The sequence below is a fragment of the Mycobacterium alsense genome, assembly GCF_002086635.1.
GTDB lineage: Bacteria > Actinomycetota > Actinomycetes > Mycobacteriales > Mycobacteriaceae > Mycobacterium > Mycobacterium alsense.
Genome location: NZ_MVHD01000008.1, coordinates 58,136 through 77,579, shown reverse-complemented (window position 1 = coordinate 77,579; position 19,444 = coordinate 58,136). Strand labels below are relative to the sequence as shown.

18 protein-coding genes are annotated in these 19,444 nt (G+C 71.4%); 14 read left to right on the top strand and 4 right to left on the bottom strand.

Annotated features, from left to right (window positions below; translation table 11 throughout):
* Window positions 1-1,320, top strand: coding sequence for a hypothetical protein (locus BST11_RS07480; RefSeq protein ID WP_083137308.1), 1,320 nt, complete (start codon window positions 1-3; stop codon window positions 1,318-1,320).
* Between the two features lie 11 nt (window positions 1,321-1,331).
* Here the strand turns inward: BST11_RS07480 and BST11_RS07475 are convergent, their stop codons facing one another.
* The 4 genes from BST11_RS07475 to BST11_RS07460 form a co-directional block, all read right to left on the bottom strand.
* On the bottom strand, window positions 1,332-1,814 hold the full coding sequence (locus BST11_RS07475) for a Clp protease N-terminal domain-containing protein (RefSeq protein WP_083137307.1): 483 nt from the start codon (window positions 1,812-1,814) through the stop codon (window positions 1,332-1,334).
* An 84-nt stretch (window positions 1,815-1,898) separates the two neighbouring features.
* Entirely contained in the window at window positions 1,899-2,501 is a 603-nt protein-coding gene (locus BST11_RS07470; protein ID WP_244897564.1) for a TetR/AcrR family transcriptional regulator, read from the bottom strand.
* 203 nt (window positions 2,502-2,704) lie between these two features.
* Window positions 2,705-3,748, bottom strand: a complete 1,044-nt coding sequence (locus BST11_RS07465) for an LLM class F420-dependent oxidoreductase (RefSeq protein ID WP_083137362.1) — start codon at window positions 3,746-3,748, stop codon at window positions 2,705-2,707.
* A 46-nt stretch (window positions 3,749-3,794) separates the two neighbouring features.
* Window positions 3,795-4,637 (bottom strand): dienelactone hydrolase family protein, encoded by an 843-nt coding sequence (locus tag BST11_RS07460; protein ID WP_083137306.1) that lies wholly within the window; start codon window positions 4,635-4,637, stop codon window positions 3,795-3,797.
* 191 nt (window positions 4,638-4,828) lie between these two features.
* On the opposite strand from BST11_RS07460, the gene glmS reads away from it, so the two are divergent.
* The 13 genes from glmS to groL all read left to right on the top strand — a co-directional run bounded on the left by glmS (window position 4,829) and on the right by groL (window position 19,431).
* Complete coding sequence (gene glmS / locus BST11_RS07455; protein ID WP_067323049.1) at window positions 4,829-6,706, top strand: glutamine--fructose-6-phosphate transaminase (isomerizing); 1,878 nt, start codon at window positions 4,829-4,831, stop codon at window positions 6,704-6,706.
* Between the two features lie 23 nt (window positions 6,707-6,729).
* Window positions 6,730-7,437, top strand: coding sequence for a rhomboid-like protein (locus BST11_RS07450; protein WP_142276234.1), 708 nt, complete (start codon window positions 6,730-6,732; stop codon window positions 7,435-7,437).
* 3 nt (window positions 7,438-7,440) lie between these two features.
* The gene (locus BST11_RS07445; RefSeq protein ID WP_083137305.1) at window positions 7,441-9,294 is read left to right on the top strand and encodes an alpha/beta hydrolase family protein; all 1,854 of its coding nucleotides are present in this window, start codon (window positions 7,441-7,443) and stop codon (window positions 9,292-9,294) included.
* Between the two features lie 45 nt (window positions 9,295-9,339).
* Entirely contained in the window at window positions 9,340-10,764 is a 1,425-nt protein-coding gene (locus BST11_RS07440; protein ID WP_083137304.1) for an NAD(P)H-hydrate dehydratase, read from the top strand.
* 13 nt (window positions 10,765-10,777) lie between these two features.
* Window positions 10,778-12,160 carry a glutamate decarboxylase gene (gene gad / locus BST11_RS07435; protein ID WP_083137303.1) on the top strand — a complete coding sequence of 461 codons (1,383 nt, stop codon included), beginning with the start codon at window positions 10,778-10,780 and terminating at the stop codon, window positions 12,158-12,160.
* Window positions 12,161-12,264: 104 nt separating this feature from the next.
* Window positions 12,265-13,440 (top strand): alanine racemase, encoded by a 1,176-nt coding sequence (gene alr, locus BST11_RS07430; protein ID WP_083137360.1) that lies wholly within the window; start codon window positions 12,265-12,267, stop codon window positions 13,438-13,440.
* Window positions 13,441-13,492: 52 nt separating this feature from the next.
* On the top strand, window positions 13,493-14,545 hold the full coding sequence (locus tag BST11_RS07425; protein ID WP_244897563.1) for an alpha/beta fold hydrolase: 1,053 nt from the start codon (window positions 13,493-13,495) through the stop codon (window positions 14,543-14,545).
* Window positions 14,538-15,008 carry a tRNA (adenosine(37)-N6)-threonylcarbamoyltransferase complex ATPase subunit type 1 TsaE gene (gene tsaE, locus BST11_RS07420; RefSeq protein ID WP_083137301.1) on the top strand — a complete coding sequence of 157 codons (471 nt, stop codon included), beginning with the start codon at window positions 14,538-14,540 and terminating at the stop codon, window positions 15,006-15,008. The genes BST11_RS07425 and tsaE overlap by 8 nt, the downstream gene beginning before the upstream one ends.
* Window positions 14,993-15,622 (top strand): tRNA (adenosine(37)-N6)-threonylcarbamoyltransferase complex dimerization subunit type 1 TsaB, encoded by a 630-nt coding sequence (tsaB, locus tag BST11_RS07415; protein ID WP_083137300.1) that lies wholly within the window; start codon window positions 14,993-14,995, stop codon window positions 15,620-15,622. The genes tsaE and tsaB overlap by 16 nt, the downstream gene beginning before the upstream one ends.
* Window positions 15,619-16,110: a ribosomal protein S18-alanine N-acetyltransferase gene (rimI, locus tag BST11_RS07410; protein ID WP_083137299.1), complete on the top strand. Its 492-nt coding sequence runs from the start codon at window positions 15,619-15,621 to the stop codon at window positions 16,108-16,110. Before tsaB ends, rimI begins: the two co-directional genes overlap by 4 nt.
* Window positions 16,107-17,150 carry a tRNA (adenosine(37)-N6)-threonylcarbamoyltransferase complex transferase subunit TsaD gene (tsaD, locus tag BST11_RS07405; protein WP_083137298.1) on the top strand — a complete coding sequence of 348 codons (1,044 nt, stop codon included), beginning with the start codon at window positions 16,107-16,109 and terminating at the stop codon, window positions 17,148-17,150. The genes rimI and tsaD overlap by 4 nt, the downstream gene beginning before the upstream one ends.
* Window positions 17,151-17,414: 264 nt before the next feature.
* Window positions 17,415-17,717: a co-chaperone GroES gene (groES, locus tag BST11_RS07400; protein WP_067323081.1), complete on the top strand. Its 303-nt coding sequence runs from the start codon at window positions 17,415-17,417 to the stop codon at window positions 17,715-17,717.
* 76 nt (window positions 17,718-17,793) lie between these two features.
* Entirely contained in the window at window positions 17,794-19,431 is a 1,638-nt protein-coding gene (groL, locus tag BST11_RS07395) for a chaperonin GroEL (RefSeq protein ID WP_083137297.1), read from the top strand.
* The last annotated feature ends 13 nt before the right edge of the window (window positions 19,432-19,444 follow it).

The following is a 19,444-nucleotide window of genomic DNA, read 5'->3' as shown; positions in this document are numbered from 1 at the left end:
GTGGCCGAGCGGTTGGACGTCGCCGGGCGCCTCGCCGAGGGTCGCGCCGCCGTCGAGCACACCGAGACCTACGTGCGGGCCTGCCACCTGCTCGGCTACCAGCATCCCGACCTCACGGCGCACCCCGGCCAGATCCGCGACTGGTACGACAGCGAGGACGGGCTCGACCTGCGGGTGCTCGACCGCGACTGCGGCGAACTGCGGGCCGCGGGCGCGGCGGTCCTGGAGGCCCTGCGGATGCAGCGCGACGGGCTCGCCGAGCTGACGGCGGCCTGGCAGGGTCCGGGCGGGGACGCCGCGCTCGGGTTCCTGGAACGCCACTGCGACGCCGCCAACACCGTGGCTTCCGAGGTCCGCGCGGCGGCCCAGCGGTGCGAGTCGCTGCGGGACAACCTGTGGTATCTGGTCGATTCCAAGGTCGCGACCGCCATCGCCATCGACGAGCGCACCCGGGCGCAGCGGCCCGACTGGCTGGCCGCGGCGACGGCGGTCACGACCGGGGTGGGGGACCGGTCCGGCGCCGACGAGGTGATCCGTCAACACGTAATTCCCTACGTGGACAACGAGATTCGCGACGACTGGCTGACGACGATGCGTTCGACGGTCGACGGGGTGGACACGGCCTACGCCATGGTGACCGACCGGATGGCCGCCGCGCCCGCGGCGGGCTTCGAGGTCCCCGGCGATCTCGGGCCGGGCCATCGGCCGCTTGCGCCCGGCACGACGACGCCGCCCGAGCCGGCGTCGCCTGCCGGGGTCGCCGCCGCGCCGGCCGATCCGGTGTCGGCTCCGGCTGCCCCCACTCCAGCCGAGCCCGCACCGGCGGTGCCGCCGACGCCGCCCGCCGCGCTTCCCGCGCCACCCCTGCCGGACCTGGGCACGGCCGCGGCGCCGGACCTGGGCACCGCCGCGGCCATGCCCGTCGGCGGGGCGGGTCTGGGCTCGCTGGTCAGCAGGATCGTCGACGCGATGGGTTCCCTGCTCGGTTCGGGGGCCGAGCCGCTCGGCGGCGAGGACGCCCTCGACAACGAGGAGCCGTTTCACCCCGACCACGAGGACAAACCCGACGGCCCCGACCAGGCCAAGGATGTCGACGCGCACCCGGACGCTGCGGCCGTCACGCCGGTCGAGGAGGCGGAACCGGGGGGCCCGCCGCCGCCGGCGGACGGGCCGCCGGCGCCCGTCGCAGCGCCCGCGCCGGTCGACGGGGCGCCCGCGCCGGTCGCCGCGCCCCCGGGTCCAGGGCCGGCGGGCCCGGCAACCGACCCGTCCACGCCGTGCGAAATCGCCGCGGACCAGCTTCCGCAGGCGGGACAGTGACGACCCGGCCGCTACGCGCCGGCGCAGGCTCGCTGGAGGTAACCCAGCTGGCCGAGGCCCGCCAGGAGCTGGCCGGCCACCGATCGGCGGGCGCCGCTCATCGCCCACCACAGGTGCTCGGGCGCGGTCGCCGTCGCGGTGGCATGGGCCCGGCCGGCCGCGTTGATCAGCACCGCTTTCGCGTTGGGGCTGTAGGCCAAGTGCACCACCCGCGCGGGCTGGTCGGCGCGGGCGCGGATGTGCCGCTCGAAGCGCCGGCGGATCACGTCGAGCTCCGCCCCGCGGGACCATAGTGCCGTCGTGATCGGGCTGGAGCCGTCCGACACCAATGCCAGCAGGAGGTGGGCCGTCCCGACGTAGCGGCTCGCGTAGCGGTAGGCCTCCTGGTGGGCTTGCATCACCACCGCCCTGCCGGAACGACCGAGCGTATCGAGCGCCTGGACCAACTGCAGGGTGTCGGTCCTGTGAAACGGCGAGGGCGGCGCTGCGACCATATCGGAATATTGTGCAATATTTGCGTATTGGAGTCGAGTCCAATAAGCGAGGAATTGGGGCCGGTGGCCCAGGCGAATCGCCCCTTACGGCCGCAGCTGGCCGGATCGGATCAGCGCGTTGACGGCGTCCTGCCAACGCTGCAACTGGGTGGGGCTGGTGAGCGGCTCCGGCAGATGGCGGTCGAGCTGGCGCCGGCAAACGATCCCTCCGAGGATCAAGATCAGCGGGTTGAGCGCCGCCCACACCAGGTCGAGGCCGTCCGCGGTGGAACCGCTTTCGGCCAGATGTTGCCACTGCGCGATTCCGTTCGCCACCATCGCGTCGAAGAACGCCGCGCCCAGGGGGGTGCCGTCCACCACCAGCCGGGCCAGGTAATCCAGGGCGGACGTGTGATCGGCGAGCAAGAGGCTCACCCTGCGCCCCACCTCGAGGACCGCGTCGACCCCGGATTGCGGCAGGGGCGCCGACATCGTCGTCGCGACCACCCCGAGCGCGTGCGCGCCCACCGCCTCGATCAGCCCGTCCTTGGTGCGGAAATGATGCTGTACCAACCCGACGGAGACCCCGGCGGACTCGGCGACCATTTGCAGTGTCGCGTCGGAGGTGCCGTGGGCGGAGAAGATCTCCAGCGCCGCGTCCAGGATCCGGGCTTGCCTCGAGCCAATGGAATCGACTCCGCTAATCACCACTTCCACCTATCCATGCACCCGGCCCCCGGCTCGCCCCGCCGGACCGGGCCATGCACGGTCGACCATAGGCCCTGTTTGCTGACGCCTCGCCGACCGGGCTTGACCACTGCCGTGCACGGGAGTCTAAGGCCACCGACCGGCAACGGCGAGGCAAGCCGGCAAACACATAGATGCCATGATCGAGGGCGTCGCCCGGCCGCCTACGCGGGCCGCAGCTTCAACGCCTCCTCGACGAACCGCACGGCCTCGCCGGGGTCGGCCGCCAGCGGGTTGAGCAACAGCGTCGTCACGCCGGACTCGGCGAAGGCGGCCATGCGCTCGGCGACGTATCCGCGGGGCCCCACGAGCGACATCCCGCGCACCAGTTCGTCGGGCACCAGGTCGGTGGCCTCGCGCTTGCGGCCCGACAAGTACAGCTCCTGGATCCGGTCCGCGACCTCGCCGAAGCCGTAGCGCGTCGCCAGGTTGTGATAGAAGTTGCGGCCCTTGGCGCCCATGCCGCCGATGTAGAGGGCCAAATTCGGCTTGGCCCAGGCCAGCCGATCCTCGACGTCGTCGCCGATGGCCAGCGACGCGTGCACCATGACGTCGAGCGGTCCCAGCGCCGGATCCCGTTTGGCGGCGCCGGCGGCCAGCGCGTCGCCCCACACCAGGTGGGCCTTCTCCGGAAGGTAGAACACCGGCTGCCAGCCTTCGGCGATCTCGGCGGTGAGCTCGACGTTCTTGGGGCCCAGCGCCGCGATCATGATCGGAATGCGTTCGCGCACAGGGTGATTGATCAGATGCAGGGCCTTGCCCAGGCCCGTTCCGCGGTCCGCGGGCAACGGGATCTGGTAGTGCTTGCCGTCGTATTGCAGCCGCTCGCGGCGCCACACCCGCCGGCAGATCTCCACGATCTCGCGGGTGCGCCCCAGCGGGGCGTCGAATGCGACGCCGTGGAACCCCTCCATCACCTGGGGGCCGGAGGTGCCGATCCCGAGCCGGAACCGCCCGTCGGACACGTAATCCAAACCGGCGGCGGTCATCGCCAGCAGCGACGGTGTGCGCACGTAGATGGGGACCACCCCCGAGGCCAGCTCGACCCGGCTGGTCTTGGCGGCCAGATAGCCGAGCTGGCTGACGGCGTCGAAGGAATAGGCCTCCGCCACCACCGCGACGTCGATGCCTACCTTTTCGAGTTCGACGACGCGGTCGACGGCCTCGTGAAAGCCGCCCGAGTAGTCCAGGGCGATCCCGATTCGCACCAATGACAGATACCACGATGACCGCGGCACCCCGCGGCCGGGCGCGTCACTTCAGCAGCGCGACGATCTTCTCTTCGAGGGTGATCGGCTCGGCCTCGGGATCCACCGGGTCCGTCCCGGGCAGCTTGACGTCCGGGTCGGCGAAGGCGCGGTACGTCTTGTCCCCGCCCAGCGCATAGAGCAGGTAGCCGGTCAGCAGCGCCCGCACCGAGCGTTGGGTGCGCCGGTGCGGGCCCGCCAGCCCGACCACCTTCGCCAGCCGACGGCCCTCGACCAGGCCGCCGGTCTCGGCCTTGCGCACGACGCGCAGCGTCGCCGCGTCCCACGCCCCGGCCATCGACAGCGCATGGGAATTCAGCGATTTCGGGTCCCCCGGCGTCGTCAGGATCAGGCCGGGGACTTTCAGCGTCGCGGCGGGCTGGGCGGCGGGCGGGCTGGTGACCGTCGGGAAGATCGCCGCGACCGCCGCGGGCTTGTCGGGCATCCCGGCCGCCGCGAACACGGCGGCCGAGCCGCCGAATCCGTGGCCGACGACGCCGAGCTTGGCCGGATGCACGCTGATTTTTCCGCCGGGCCCCAGGCGCACCCCCGACACGATGTCGAGGGCGGTGCCGAGGTCGAAGGCGAAGTTCAGCACCGAGGGCACCGGGCCCCGCTGGGTGTCGGGCGCACCGGCCACGATGCCCCAGGACGCCAGATGCTCGAGCAGCCCGGCGTAGCGCGCGGCGCCGGCGAGCCAGTCGTGGCCGAACGCCACGCCCGGCAGGTTCAGCCCGGCCTCCGGCGTGTACACCACCCCCGGCAAACCGGCGAAGGCCAAGTCGCCGCGCAAGACTCGGTGCGGGCCACGGCGGCTGAGCTCTGCGACGAGTTTGCGGATCCGGGCCACGCGTCGACGTTAGCGCATCCCGGCGGTGCGCCGGGCCGACGGACGACCGCCACGCGCCGCGCGAGCCGTGCCCGCGATCAGGCCCCGCCCTCCGCGGGTGGCCGCGGCCAGAACCGGGCCGCCTCCGGTCTTTCCGCAGGTCGGCGGCGTGCTGGCGGATTGGGCGCGATCGCTGCACTACCCTGATCAGGATGTGCGGAATTGTCGGCTACGTCGGGCAGCGCCCGGCCTGCGAGGTCGTCATGGACGCGCTGCGCCGGATGGAGTACCGCGGCTACGACTCGTCGGGAATCGCGCTGGTCGACGGCCGCGGCAACCTCACCGTGCGCCGTCGCGCCGGCAGGCTGGCCCACCTCGAGGAGGCGGTGGCCGAGACTCCCGCGGCGGCGCTGTCGGGCACCACCGGTCTGGGCCACACCCGCTGGGCCACCCACGGTCGCCCCACCGACCGCAACGCGCACCCACACCGTGACGCCGCGGGCAAGATCGCCGTCGTCCACAACGGCATCATCGAGAACTTCCCGGCCCTGCGCCACGAGCTGGAGGCCGCCGGGGTGGAGTTCGCCAGCGACACCGACACCGAGGTGGCCGTGCACCTGGTGGCGCAGGCCTACCGGCACGGCGAGACCGCGGGCGATTTCCCGGCCTCGGTGCTCGCGGTGCTGCGCCGGCTCGAGGGCCACTTCACCCTGGTGTTCGCCAACGCCGACGAGCCGGGCACGATCGTGGCCGCCCGCCGCTCGACACCGCTGGTGATCGGCATCGGCGACGGCGAAATGTTCGTCGGCTCCGACGTCGCCGCGTTCATCGAGCACACCCGCGACGCCGTCGAGCTCGGCCAGGACCAGGCCGTGGTGATCACCGCCGACGGCTACCGCATCACGGACTTCGACGGCAACCCGGGCCTGCAAGCCGGCCGCGACTTCCGCGAGTTTCACATCGACTGGGACCTGGCCGCCGCCGAAAAGGGCGGCTACCCCTACTTCATGCTCAAGGAGATCGCCGAGCAGCCCACCGCGGTCGCCGACACCCTGCTCGGGCACTTCGTCAACGGGCGGATCGTCCTCGACGAGCAGCGCCTGTCCGACCAGGAACTGCGCGAGATCGACAAGGTGTTCGTGGTCGCCTGCGGCACCGCCTACCACTCCGGGCTGCTCGCCAAGTACGCGATCGAGCACTGGACCCGGCTCCCGGTGGAGGTGGAGCTCGCCAGCGAGTTCCGTTACCGCGACCCGGTTTTGGACCGCAGCACGTTGGTGGTGGCGATCAGCCAGTCCGGCGAGACCGCCGACACCTTAGAAGCGGTGCGGCACGCCAAGGAACAAAAGGCGAAGGTGCTGGCGATCTGCAACACCAACGGCTCGCAGATCCCGCGCGAGTGCGACGCGGTGCTCTACACCCGCGCCGGCCCGGAGATCGGCGTCGCCTCCACGAAGACCTTCCTGGCGCAGATCGCCGCCAACTACCTCGTCGGGCTGGCGCTGGCGCAGGCCCGCGGCACCAAGTATCCCGACGAGGTCCAGCGGGAGTACCACGAGCTCGAGGCGATGCCGGACCTGGTGGCCCGCGTGCTGACGATGATCGACCCGGTCGCCGCCCTGGCCCACCGGTTCGCGCAGTCGTCGACCGTGCTGTTCCTGGGCCGCCACGTCGGCTACCCGGTGGCGCTGGAAGGCGCGCTGAAGCTCAAGGAACTGGCCTACATGCACGCCGAGGGGTTCGCCGCCGGCGAACTCAAGCACGGCCCGATCGCGCTGATCGAGGACGGCCTGCCGGTCATCGTCGTCATGCCCTCGCCCAAGGGTTCGGCCACGCTGCACTCCAAGCTGCTGTCCAACATCCGCGAAATCCAGACCCGCGGCGCGGTGACCATCGTGATCGCCGAGGAGGGCGACGACACCGTGCGCCCCTACGCCGACCACCTGATCGAAATCCCTTCGGTATCAACCCTTTTGCAGCCACTGCTGTCGACCATCCCGCTGCAGGTGTTCGCCGCGTCGGTCGCGCAGGCCCGCGGCTACGACGTCGACAAGCCCCGAAACCTGGCCAAGTCCGTCACCGTCGAGTAGCCGGGCACAAGAGGGTGGGCGTCGTGGCGAGCGCATCGGTGGGGACGCGGCTGCGGAACATCTGGCTGGCGGTATGGCACTTCGTCACCGGCGCGCCGCTGACCTACATCTGGCTGGTCGTGCTGATGATCACGACGATCATCCAAAACGAACTGTCCGGGCGCCAACTGCACGGCGTGCTGCTGCACCGCTCCACCAACATCCACGGGCTTGGCACCGATCCGCTCGACGTGCTGTTCTCCAGCCTGCTGTGGATCGACGGCAAGAACCTGGAACCGTACCTGCTGCTGTTCACCCTGTTCCTCGCGCCGGCCGAGCACTGGCTGGGCCACTTGCGTTGGCTCGCCGTCGGATTGACCGCCCACATCCTCGCCACCTACATCAGCGAGGGCATCCTGTACTACGCGATCGAGGAACACGAGGCCTCCGAGAGGCTGGTGCACGCCCGCGACATCGGGGTCAGCTACTTCCTGGTCGGCGTGATGGCCGTGCTGACGTATCACATCGCGCGGCCATGGCGCTGGGGCTACCTGGGTGTGCTGTTCGTCATCTTCGGTTTCCCGTTGCTGACGATGGACCACCACGAGCTGAACTTCACCGCGATCGGCCACTTCGCCGCCATCCTCATCGGGCTCTGCTTCTACCCGATGGCCAAGGAGCGCAAACGCCCGGCGCTGAATCCGGCGAAACTCAAAGCGGCTTTCCGGCGAGTCGGTTCGCGGGAGGGGTAGGCGATGGGGCCGCAGGTCCGCGCGCTCTACGGCGCGTCGCTGTCGCCCGACGCCACGGCGTTTGCGCACCTCGTCGACGACGGTGGCTATCCGCACGCGGTGCAGCGCCACCTGCGCGGCCGACAGTTCAGCCCGCCGCGCAACGTCGAACTTCCGATCGAGGGCCCGGTCTCGCGCGTCATCCACTCCGCGGACGGTCGTTGGCTGGCCTGCCAGGTGGCTCCCGAGGGCGGGACCCGGTGCCAGATCTGGGTCGTCACCACCGATCCCGAGGACCGGACGGCTTGGCGCGCCGACCGCGAGGAGGACGGCACCGCCGAATTGATCGGGTGGGACAGCGCGCTGGTCGCGGCCATCCTGACGGGTGAGGACGGGGTGGGGCGGTCGTGCCTGATCGATCCCGCCAACGGCGACTGCGCCGTGTTGGACCGCCGCTCCGGCGCCCGGCTCGTCGACGCGTGGGGCGGGGCCGCGCTGATCCGGGTGGGGCCGCGCGGCTATCGCGAGATGGTCATGCTGCACGGCGACACCGAAATCGCGCTCCTGCCTTCCGATCCCGGGTCGGTGACGGCCTACGGCGCCATCCTCGACGATCATCATTCCCGCCGCCTTCGGTACGGCCCGACCGGCGAGCTGACCAGGCTGTACAACCCGGGCGTGGGCGCTGACGGGTACTTCCGGGCGCTGGTCATCAGCGACAACGGCTGCGAGCACGCCCGGCTGCTCGAAGTGGTCGCCACGCTGGACGGCGTGAGCTACTTCGTGGTGGCCGAGCGCCCCGACTGCGATCTCGACGAATTCGCCGTCAGCGCCGACATGTCCACCGTGGCATTGTTGTGGAACCTACAGGGGCGCAGCGAATTACAGATTCTCGATCACACCGACTACACGCTGGCCGAACCGATCCCGCTGCCGGGCGACGTCGCCGGCGAGCTGTCCATCAGCGCCGGCGGATCGCTGGTGGCGATGACGGTGCAGGGGCCGGCGATGCCGCGAACCGTCGAGGTGGTCAACCCGCGCACGCGCGAATGGCAACTCATCGACGAACCCGGTCGCGGCCCGCTGGCGCACGGATTTTCCGCCCGCCCGACGCTCGAGACGATCACCGCCCGCGACGGGCTGAAACTGCCCTCGTGGCTGTACCGGTCGAGCGTAAAGGGCCCAGGCTCAGGGGCTTTGGTGTATCTGCACGGCGGTCCGGAGGGACAGGCTCGGCCCGACTACAGCGAAATCTTCCCGGAGGTGCTCAACGCCGGAATCAACGTGCTCACACCCAACGTGCGCGGCTCCGGCGGCCTGGGACGCAGCTTCGTGCACGCCGACAACAAGGAGAAGCGGTTCGCCGCCATCGACGACGTCGCCGACTGCGTGCGCTTCCTGGTGGACAACGAACTGGCCGACCGGGGGCGGATCGCCTGCGCGGGCTGGTCCTACGGCGGCTACCTGACGATGGCGGTGATGACGTTCTACCCGGAGTTGTTCGCGGCCGGGGTGACCATCTGCGGGATGAGCGACCTCACCACCTTCTACCGCAACACCGAGCCGTGGATCGCCGACGCCGCGTATCCGGAGTACGGCCACCCGGTCTACGACCGGGAACTCCTCGAGCGGCTGTCGCCGCTGCGCCGGGTGGACGCCCTGGTTGCGCCGTTGCTGGTCGTGCACGGCGCCCACGACACGAACGTCCCGGTCGGCGAATCGGAGCAGATCGTCGACGCACTGCAGCGGGCCGGCCGCGAGGTGCGCTACCTGCTCTTCGCCGACGACGGCCACGAGATCGTCAAGCGCGAGAATCACGCGGCGCTGGCCGGCGCGATGACCGAATGGCTGACTACGGCGTTCGCGGGGCGCGCCTAGCGCCGCCGGTGCCGCGTGCAGGCCCGGCATGGAATGCTAGCGGTGATGCGGCATTACTACTCCGTGGATGCGATCCGCGACGCCGAGGCGCCGCTGCTGGCCAGCCTTCCCGACGGCGCCCTGATGCGGCGCGCGGCGTTCGGCCTGGCCACGCGGATCGCCGCCGAGCTGACCGCGCGCACCGGCGGGGTCGCCGGCCGCCGGGTGTGCGCGGTCGTCGGCTCGGGCGACAACGGCGGGGATGCGCTGTGGGCGGCGACGTTCATGCGCCGCCGCGGGGCGGCCGCCGACGCGGTGCTGCTCAACCCCGAGCGCACCCACCGCAAGGGACTCGCCGCGTTCCGCAAGGCCGGCGGTCGGATCTTAGAAGACGGCGAAAGCGTTTCATCCACAACGGATCTCGTCATCGACGGGGTGGTGGGCATCTCCGGCTCGGGACCGCTGCGACCGGCCGCTGCCGCGGTGTTCAAGGCCGCCGAGGGAATCCCGGTGGTCGCCGTCGACATCCCCAGTGGCATCGACGTCACGACCGGCGCCATCACCGGGCCCGCGGTGAAAGCCGCGCTGACCGTCACCTTCGGCGGGCTCAAACCCGTACACGCGCTCGCCGACTGCGGCCGCGTCGAACTGGTCGACATCGGGCTGGACCTGCCGCACACCGGTCTGCTGAGCTTCGAGGCCGCCGACGTCGCCGCGCGGTGGCCCGTGCCCGGCCCGCACGACGACAAGTACACCCAGGGCGTGACGGGCGTGATGGCCGGCTCGGCGACCTATCCGGGCGCGGCCGTGCTGTGCACCGGCGCGGCCGTCGCGGCCACGTCCGGCATGGTCCGCTACGCCGGCAGCGCCCACGAGCGGGTCCTCGCGCAGTGGCCCGAGGTCATCGCGTCGCCCACCCCGGCTACGGCCGGGCGGGTGCAGGCCTGGGTCGTCGGGCCGGGGCTGGGCACCGACGAGACCGGGGCCGCGGCGCTGTGGTTCGCCCTGGAGACCGACCTGCCCGTGATCGTGGACGCCGACGCGCTGACCATCCTGGCGGCCCACCCCGAACTGCTGGAAAGCCGCGCCGCGCCCACGGTGCTGACCCCGCACGCGGGCGAATTCGCCCGCCTCGCGGGGAAGCCCCCCGGCGACGACCGCGTCAAGGCCTGCCGCGCGCTGGCCGACACGTTCGGCGCCACCGTGCTGCTCAAGGGAAACGTCACCGTCATCGCCGATCCGGGCGGCCCGGTGTACCTCAACCCCGCCGGGCAGTCCTGGGCGGCCACCGCCGGGTCCGGCGACGTGCTGTCCGGGATGATCGGGGCGCTGCTGGCGTCCGGGCTGCCGGCCGGCGAGGCGGCCGCGGCCGCCGCCTTCGTGCACGCGCGCGCGGCCGCGCTGTCGGCCGCCGACCCCGGCCCGGGCGAGGCGCCGACCTCGTCGTCGCGCATCGTCCCGCACATCCGGGCCGCCCTGGCCGCTCTCTAGGAAGGATTCCGCAGTGCCCCAACACCCGTCCCTGCCCGCGCACTCGATCACCCCCGCCTACACCGGCCGGCTGTTCACCGCGCCGGTTCCCGCGCTGCGGTTGCCCGACGAGTCGATGGATCCGGAGGCCGCCTACCGCTTCATCCACGACGAGCTGATGCTCGACGGCAGTTCGCGGCTGAACCTGGCCACGTTCGTCACCACCTGGATGGACCCCGAGGCCGGGAAGCTGATGGCCGAGACGTTCGACAAGAACATGATCGACAAGGACGAATACCCGGCGACCGCGGCCATCGAGCAGCGCTGCGTGTGCATGGTGGCCGACCTGTTCCACGCCGACGGCCTGAACGACGCCGACCCCTACAGCGCGTGCGGGGTGTCCACGATCGGCTCCAGCGAGGCGGTGATGCTGGGCGGGCTGGCGTTGAAGTGGCGGTGGCGGCAAAAGGTCGGAAAGACCTGGGAGAGCCGCCGCCCCAACCTGGTGATGGGCTCCAACGTCCAGGTGGTCTGGGAGAAGTTCTGCCGCTACTTCGACGTCGAACCCCGCTACCTGCCCATGGAGGAGGGCCGCTACGTCATCACCCCCGAACAGGTCGTCGAGGCCGTCGACGAGGACACCATCGGGGTGGTGGCGATCCTGGGCACCACCTACACCGGCGAGCTGGAACCCGTCGCCGACATCTGCGGCGCACTGGACAAGCTGGCGGCCGGCGGCGGGGTGGACGTCCCGGTGCACGTCGACGCCGCCAGCGGCGGGTTCGTGGTGCCCTTCCTGCACCCGGAGCTGAAGTGGGACTTCCGGCTGCCCCGGGTGGTGTCGATCAACGTCAGCGGCCACAAGTACGGGCTGACCTATCCGGGTGTGGGCTTCGTGGTGTGGCGCAGCAAGGAACACCTGCCCGAGGAGCTGGTGTTCCGGGTCAACTACCTCGGCGGCGACATGCCGACGTTCACGCTGAACTTCTCCCGGCCCGGCAACCAGGTGGTCGGGCAGTACTACAACTTCCTGCGGCTGGGCCGCGACGGCTACACCAAGGTGATGCAGGCGCTGTCCGGCACGGCGCGGTGGCTGGGCGAGCAGCTGCGGGTGAGCGACCATTGCGAGCTGATCTCCGACGGGTCGGCGATCCCGGTGGTCGCATTCCGGCTGGCCGGGGACCACGGCTATACCGAGTTCGACGTCTCGCATGAGCTGCGCACCTTCGGCTGGCAGGTGCCCGCCTACACCATGCCCGACAACGCCACCAACGTCTCGGTGCTGCGCATCGTGGTGCGCGAGGGCCTCTCGGCCGACCTGGCCCGCGCGCTGCACGACGACGCGCGCACCGCGCTGGAAACGCTGGACAAGCTCAAGCCCGGCGGGCATTTCAACGCCCAGCATTTCGCCCACTGAGGCCCTCGGCGCCCGACGTCGAGTCGTCGGGCTGATCAGGCCGAACACCCGACAACAAGTCCACGACCGGCGGGGCTCGGCGCGGTTCTGGGACAATGGCGGCCATGAAGGGGCGGGCCGTTGCGCCGATCTCCCTGACGCCCGGCGTGCTCGCCGAGGCCGTCGTGGACCTGGGCGCCATCGCGCACAACGTGCGGGTGCTGCGCGAGCACGCCGGCGCCGCGCAGGTCATGGCCGTCGTCAAGGCCGACGGCTACGGCCACGGGGCCACCGCGGTCGCCCGCGCGGCGCTGGCCGCCGGCGCGACCGAGCTGGGCGTGGCCACCGTCGACGAGGCGCTGGCGCTGCGCGCCGACGGGGTCACCGCGCCGGTGCTGGCCTGGCTGCACCCGCCGGGCGTCGACTTCGGCCCGGCGCTGCTGGCCGGCGTCGAGATCGCGGTGTCCTCGGCGCGCCAGCTCGACGAGCTGCTCGACGCCGTGCGACGCACCGGGCGCGCGGCCACGGTGACCGTCAAGGTCGACACCGGCCTGAACCGCAACGGCGTCGCGCCCGCGCACTACCCGGCGATGCTGGACGCGCTGCGGCGGGCCGCGGCCGAGGACGCCATCCGCATCCGCGGGCTGATGTCACACCTGGTGTACGCCGACCAGCCCGACAACCCCGTCAACGACATCCAGGCCCGACGGTTTACCGACCTGCTGGCGCAGGCGCGCGAGGCGGGGCTGCGGTTCGAGGTGGCGCACTTGGCCAATTCGTCGTCGACCATGTCGCGCCCCGACTTGGCCTTCGACCTGGTGCGGCCCGGCATCGCGGTGTACGGCCTGAGCCCCGTGCCCGAGCTCGGAGACATGGGATTGGTCCCGGCGATGACGGTGAAATGCGCTGTGGCGCTGGTAAAGTCGATCCGTGCGGGGGAGAGCGTTTCCTACGGGTACACCTGGACCGCGTCGCGCGACACCACCCTTGCCCTGCTGCCGATCGGCTACGCGGACGGCGTGTTCCGCTCGCTGGGCGGGCGCCTGGACGTGCTGATCAACGGCAGGCGGCGGCCCGGCGTCGGGCGGATCTGCATGGACCAGTTCGTCGTCGACCTGGGTCCGGGGCCGGCCGACGTCGTCGAGGGCGACGAGGCGATCCTGTTCGGGCCCGGCACCCGGGGCGAGCCCACCGCCCAAGATTGGGCCGACCTGCTCGGCACCATCCACTACGAAGTGGTCACCAGCCCCCGGGGGCGGGTCACCCGGACCTATCGCGAGGCCGAAACCCTTGAGCCCTGACAGAACCCGCAGGCGCCACAGGCGCAGGGCCTGGCTTGCGGGAGGCGCCGGGGTGACCGCCGTCGCCACCATCGTGGGAGCCTCCGCCCGCCGATCGATCACCCAACGCGCCATCCCGGTCGAAGACCCTTACGCCGACGAGGATTTCGACACGATCGACCGCGACCGCGCCTACGTGGTGACCACCCCCGACGGCGTGCCGCTGGCGGTCCGCGAGGCCGGGCCCGTCGACGCGCGCGTGACCATGGTCTTCGTCCACGGATTCTGCCTGCGCATGGGCGCCTTCCACTTTCAGCGGACCCGCCTGCCGGACCGGCTGGGTTCGGGCGTCCGGTTGGTGTTCTACGACCAGCGCGGGCACGGCAGGTCCGGCGCCGGCGCGCCGGAGACCTACACGCTCACGCAGCTGGGTCGCGACCTGCAAAGCGTGCTGAACGAGGCCGCGCCGCGCGGGGTGGTGGTGCTGGTCGGCCATTCGATGGGCGGCATGACGGTGCTGTCGCACGCCCGCCAGTACCCCGACCAGTACGGGCACCGGATCGTCGGCGCGGCGCTGATTTCCTCCGCGGCCGAGGGGGTGGCGCGCTCGCCGCTGGGCGAAATCCTGAAAAACCCTGCGCTGGAAGCGTTCCGGTTCACGGCCCGCTCGGCGCCCAAGCTGATGCACCGGGGCCGCAATGTGTCGCGTTCGCTGATCGGGCCGATCCTGCGCGCCGCGTCGTTCAGCGACCTGCAGGTCAGCCGGAGCCTGGACGTGTTCTCCCAGCGGATGATGAACGGCACCCCGATCGCCACCATGGTCGGCTTCCTCGACGCTTTGGAGGAACACGACGAGACGGCCGGGCTGTGGACGTTGCTCGGGATTCCGACCCTGGTCGCCTGCGGGGACCACGACTTGCTGACGCCGGACGAATACTCGCGCAAGATGGCGGAGTCGTTGCCGCGCTCCGAGCTGGTCATCGTCACCGGGGCCAGCCACCTGGCCCTGCTGGACAAGCCGGACGCCATCAACGACGGGCTGGTCCGGCTCGTCCGCCGGGCCGTTCCGGGCCGGATGACCCTGTGGTACCGGAGATTCCGTGAATGGTGGCGCCGCCATGGGTGACGTCGAGATGCGGGGCACGGCCACGCTCGAACGCGTCGAGGACACCGTCGCGCTCGGGTCGCGGCTGGGCGAGGGACTGCGCGCCGGCGACGTGGTGGTGCTCTCCGGTCCGCTCGGTGCGGGAAAAACGGTGCTGGCCAAGGGTATTGCCGCGGCGATGGACGTCGACGGCCCGGTGACGTCACCGTCGTACGTGCTGGCGCGGGTGCACCCGGGGCGGCGGCCCGGCGCACCGGCGATGATTCACGTCGACATGTACCGATTGCTGGACCACGACGGCGCCGACCTGCTGGCCGAGCTCGACTCGCTGGACCTTGACACCGATCTCGACGACGCGGTGGTGGTGGTCGAGTGGGGTGAGGGCCTCGCCGAACGCCTCTCCGAGCGGCACCTCGACGTCCGGCTGGAGCGGGTCAGCCACTCCGACGTGCGGATCGCGACGTGGGAATGGGGGCGCGAGTGATCCTCGCCCTTGACAGCTCCACCCCCGCCGTGACCGCGGGCATCGTGCGTCGTGACGACCTGACCGTGCTGGCCGAGCGGGTCACCGTCGACGCCCGCGCGCACGCCGAGCGGCTGACGCCCAACGTGCTGGCCGCCCTTTCCGACGCCGCGCTGACCATGGACGATCTCGACGCCGTCGTCGTGGGCTGCGGGCCCGGCCCGTTCACCGGGCTGCGCGCCGGAATGGCGACCGCCGCCGCGTACGGGCACGCGCTGGGCATCCCGGTACACGGCGTGTGCAGCCTGGACGCCATCGGGGTGCTCACCACCGCCGAGGCCCTGGTGGTCACCGACGCCCGCCGGCGCGAGGTGTACTGGGCCCGCTACCGCGACGGGATCCGCACCGGCGGACCGGGAGTCGCTGCCCCGGCCGACGTCGACCCCGGCCCGGCCGCCGCGGTCGCCGGCTCGCCGGAGCATGCGGCGCTCTTCGGCCTGCCGGTGTGCGGCCCGGCCCACCCGACGCCGGCCGGGCTGGCGGCGGCGGTGGACGACTGGTCGGCGGACCCGGCGCCGCTGGTGGCCCTGTACCTGCGCCGGCCCGACGCGAAACCGTTGGCGGCTCGCCGATGACCGCGTCCAGCCAGCCCGTGACCATCGGCGCGTTGACGCCGGCCGACGCGCAGCGGTGCGCCGAGCTGGAGGCCCAGCTGTTCGACGGCGACGACCCGTGGCCCGCGGTGGCGTTCAACCGCGAACTGGCCGCCAAGCACACCCATTACGTGGGCGCGCGCGTCGACGGCCGGCTCGTCGGGTACGCCGGCATCTCGCGGCTGGGCCGCACCCCACCGTTCGAGCACGAGGTGCACACCATCGGCGTCGACCCGCTCTATCAGGGCCGCGGCATCGGGCGCCGGCTGCTCGACGAGCTGCTCGACTTCGCCGCCGGCGGCGTCGTCTACCTCGAGGTCCGCACCGACAACGAGGCCGCCATCGCCCTGTACAAAAGCGCGGGCTTCGCGCAGGTCGGGCTGCGCCGGCGCTACTACCGGGTCAGCGGCGCCGACGCGTACACGATGCGGCGGGAGGGGACCGCCCCCGCTTGCGGGGGCGCCTTATGACGACCATCCTGGCCATCGAAACCTCCTGCGACGAAACGGGAGTCGGCATCGCGCGCCTGGGCGAGGACGGCGCCGTGACCCTGCTGGCAGACGAGGTCGCCTCCAGCGTCGACGAACACGTCCGCTTCGGCGGCGTCGTCCCCGAGATCGCGTCGCGCGCCCACCTGGAGGCGCTGGGTCCCACCATGCGCCGCGCGCTGGCGGCGGCCGGTCTGGACAGGCCGGCCAAACCTGACGTCGTCGCGGCCACCATCGGGCCCGGCCTCGCCGGCGCGCTGTTGGTGGGAGTCGCCGCGGCCAAGGCGTATTCGGCCGCGTGGGGCGTGCCGTTCTACGCCGTGAACCACCTGGGCGGACACCTGGCCGCCGATGTCTACGAACACGGGCCGCTGCCCGACTGTGTGGCGCTGCTGGTGTCGGGCGGACACACCCACCTGTTGCACGTGCGCTCCCTCGGCGAGCCGATCGTCGAACTGGGCAGCACCGTCGACGACGCCGCCGGGGAGGCCTACGACAAGGTGGCGCGGCTGCTGGGGCTGGGCTATCCGGGCGGGAAGGTGCTCGACGACCTGGCCCGCACCTGCGAACGGGCCGCCGCGGAGATCCCCGCCTTCCCCCGCGGCATGACCGGCCCACGCGACGACCCATACGCGTTCAGCTTCTCCGGGCTCAAGACCGCCGTCGCGCGCTATGTCGAGAGCCACCCCGCCGCCGCTACCGCCGAGATCGCCGCCGGCTTCCAGGAGGCCGTCGCCGACGTGCTGACCCGCAAGGCGGTGCGCGCGGCGACCGCGCTCGGGGTGTCGACCCTGCTGATCGCGGGGGGAGTGGCCGCGAACTCGCGGCTGCGGGAGCTCGCCACCCAGCGCTGCGCGGACGCGGGCCTGACCCTGCGGATCCCCGGGCCCCGGCTGTGCACCGACAACGGGGCGATGATCGCGGCCTTCGCCGCGCACCTCGTGGCCGCGGGCGCGCCGCCGTCGCCGCTGGACGTGCCCAGCGATCCGGGCCTGCCCGTGGTCAAGGGCCAGCTGCCCTAGCTGCCGCGGACGGAAGCAGCAGGCCCCCCTTGAGTGCTAGCACTCTCATGTATAGAGTGCTAGGTGGCAATCGGCCGAGCCCTGTGCCGGCACCCGCGACGACGGCGCGAGGGCTCGGAAGGATGCCGCATCACTGATAATTCGGGCGGTTCGGGGCTCACCCCGGACCGACCGCCAACTCCGGCCGGGGCGCAGGCCCCGGACCCGCAACAAACCGTCGGGGCGCAGGCCCCGGCCCGATCGAACTAGTGGAGGGCTCCAATCGTGGCGAAGGTGAACATCAAGCCACTCGAGGACAAGATTCTCGTGCAGGCCAACGAGGCCGAGACCACGACCGCGTCCGGTCTGGTCATTCCCGACACCGCCAAGGAGAAGCCGCAGGAAGGCACCGTCGTCGCCGTCGGCCCCGGCCGCTGGGACGAGGACGGCGAGAAGCGGATCCCGCTGGACGTCTCGGAGGGTGACACCGTCATCTACAGCAAGTACGGCGGCACCGAGATCAAGTACAACGGCGAGGAGTACCTGATCCTGTCCGCCCGCGACGTGCTGGCTGTCGTAGCCAAGTAAGGACCGTGTCCCGCCCCGGCGATCCCCGCATGACCGCGGGTGATTTCCGGGGCGGCATGCGTTGCTAAGGAGCCTGATGAGCAAAGTTATCGAGTACGACGAAACCGCGCGCCGCGCCATGGAGGCGGGCGTGAACAAGCTCGCCGACGCGGTCCGGGTGACGCTGGGCCCGCGCGGCCGGCATGTGGTGTTGGCCAAGGCATTCGGCGGCCCGACGGTGACCAATGACGGCGTCACCGTGGCTCGCGAGATCGACCTGGAGGACCCGTTCGAGAACCTGGGCGCCCAGCTGGTGAAGTCGGTGGCCACCAAGACCAACGACGTCGCCGGTGACGGCACCACCACGGCGACCGTGCTGGCGCAGGCGCTGGTCAAGGACGGCCTGCGCATGGTCGCCGCCGGCGCCAACCCGATCGCGCTGGGCATCGGGATCGGCAAGGCCGGCGACGCGGTGTCCGAGGCGCTGCTCGCCGAGGCCACCCCGGTGACGGGCAAGGAGGCGATCGCGCAGGTGGCCACGGTGTCGTCGCGCGACCAGCAGATCGGCGAGCTGGTGGGCGAGGCGATGACCAAGGTCGGCGCCGACGGCGTCGTGAGCGTCGAGGAATCCTCGACGATGAACACCGAGCTGGAGTTCACCGAGGGCGTCGGCTTCGACAAGGGCTTCCTGTCGGCGTATTTCGTGACCGACTTCGACTCCCAGGAGGCCGTGCTCGAGGACCCGCTGATCCTGCTGCATCAGGAGAAGGTCAGCTCGCTGCCCGACCTGCTGCCCATGCTCGAGAAGGTCGCCGAATCCGGCAAGCCGCTGCTCATCATCGCCGAGGACGTCGAGGGCGAGGCGCTGGCGACGCTGGTCGTCAACTCGATCCGCAAGACGCTGAAGGCCGTTGCGGTCAAGGCGCCCTTCTTTGGCGACCGGCGCAAGGCGTTCCTCGAGGACCTCGCGGTGGTCACCGGCGGCCAGGTGATCAACCCCGACGCCGGGCTGCTGCTGCGCGAGGTCGGCACCGAAGTGCTGGGCTCGGCCCGCCGCGTGGTGGTCGGCAAGGACGACACCATCATCGTCGACGGCGGCGGCACCAAGGACGCCGTGGCCAACCGCATCAACCAGCTGCGCGCCGAGATCGAGAAGAGCGACTCCGACTGGGATCGCGAGAAGCTGCAGGAGCGGCTGGCCAAGCTGGCCGGCGGCGTGGCCGTCATCAAGGTGGGCGCGGCCACCGAGACGGCGCTCAAGGAGCGCAAGGAAAGCGTCGAGGACGCCGTGGCCGCCGCCAAGGCCGCTGTTGAAGAGGGCATCGTGGCGGGCGGCGGGACGGCGCTCATCCACGCCCGCAAGGCGCTTGCGGAGCTGCGTTCGACGCTGTCCGACGACGAGGCGCTCGGGGTCGACGTGTTCTCCGAGGCGCTGGCGGCGCCGCTGTACTGGATCGCCACCAACGCCGGGCTGGACGGCGCGGTCGCCGTCAGCAAGGTCGCCGAACTGCCCGCCGGGCAAGGGCTGAACGCGGACACGCTCAGCTACGGCGACCTGGTCGGTGCAGGCGTCATCGACCCGGTCAAGGTCACCCGGTCGGCCGTTGTCAACGCGGCGTCGGTGGCGCGGATGGTCCTCACCACCGAGACCGCGGTCGTCGAGAAGCCGGCCGACGAGGACGACGACCACGGCCACGGCCATGGCCACGGGCACCACCACCACCATCACCACTAGGTAGTGCCGAAGA

Coding starts and splice junctions, on each gene's coding strand:
- tsaB (WP_083137300.1), top strand. CDS start 14,993: ATGGGGGCGCGAGTGATCCTCGCCCTTGACAGCTCCACCCCCGCCGTG.
- alr (WP_083137360.1), top strand. CDS start 12,265: ATGAAGGGGCGGGCCGTTGCGCCGATCTCCCTGACGCCCGGCGTGCTC.
- tsaE (WP_083137301.1), top strand. CDS start 14,538: ATGGGTGACGTCGAGATGCGGGGCACGGCCACGCTCGAACGCGTCGAG.
- tsaD (WP_083137298.1), top strand. CDS start 16,107: ATGACGACCATCCTGGCCATCGAAACCTCCTGCGACGAAACGGGAGTC.
- rimI (WP_083137299.1), top strand. CDS start 15,619: ATGACCGCGTCCAGCCAGCCCGTGACCATCGGCGCGTTGACGCCGGCC.
- BST11_RS07475 (WP_083137307.1), bottom strand. CDS start 1,814: ATGGTCGCAGCGCCGCCCTCGCCGTTTCACAGGACCGACACCCTGCAG.
- BST11_RS07445 (WP_083137305.1), top strand. CDS start 7,441: ATGGGGCCGCAGGTCCGCGCGCTCTACGGCGCGTCGCTGTCGCCCGAC.
- groL (WP_083137297.1), top strand. CDS start 17,794: ATGAGCAAAGTTATCGAGTACGACGAAACCGCGCGCCGCGCCATGGAG.
- glmS (WP_067323049.1), top strand. CDS start 4,829: ATGTGCGGAATTGTCGGCTACGTCGGGCAGCGCCCGGCCTGCGAGGTC.
- BST11_RS07440 (WP_083137304.1), top strand. CDS start 9,340: ATGCGGCATTACTACTCCGTGGATGCGATCCGCGACGCCGAGGCGCCG.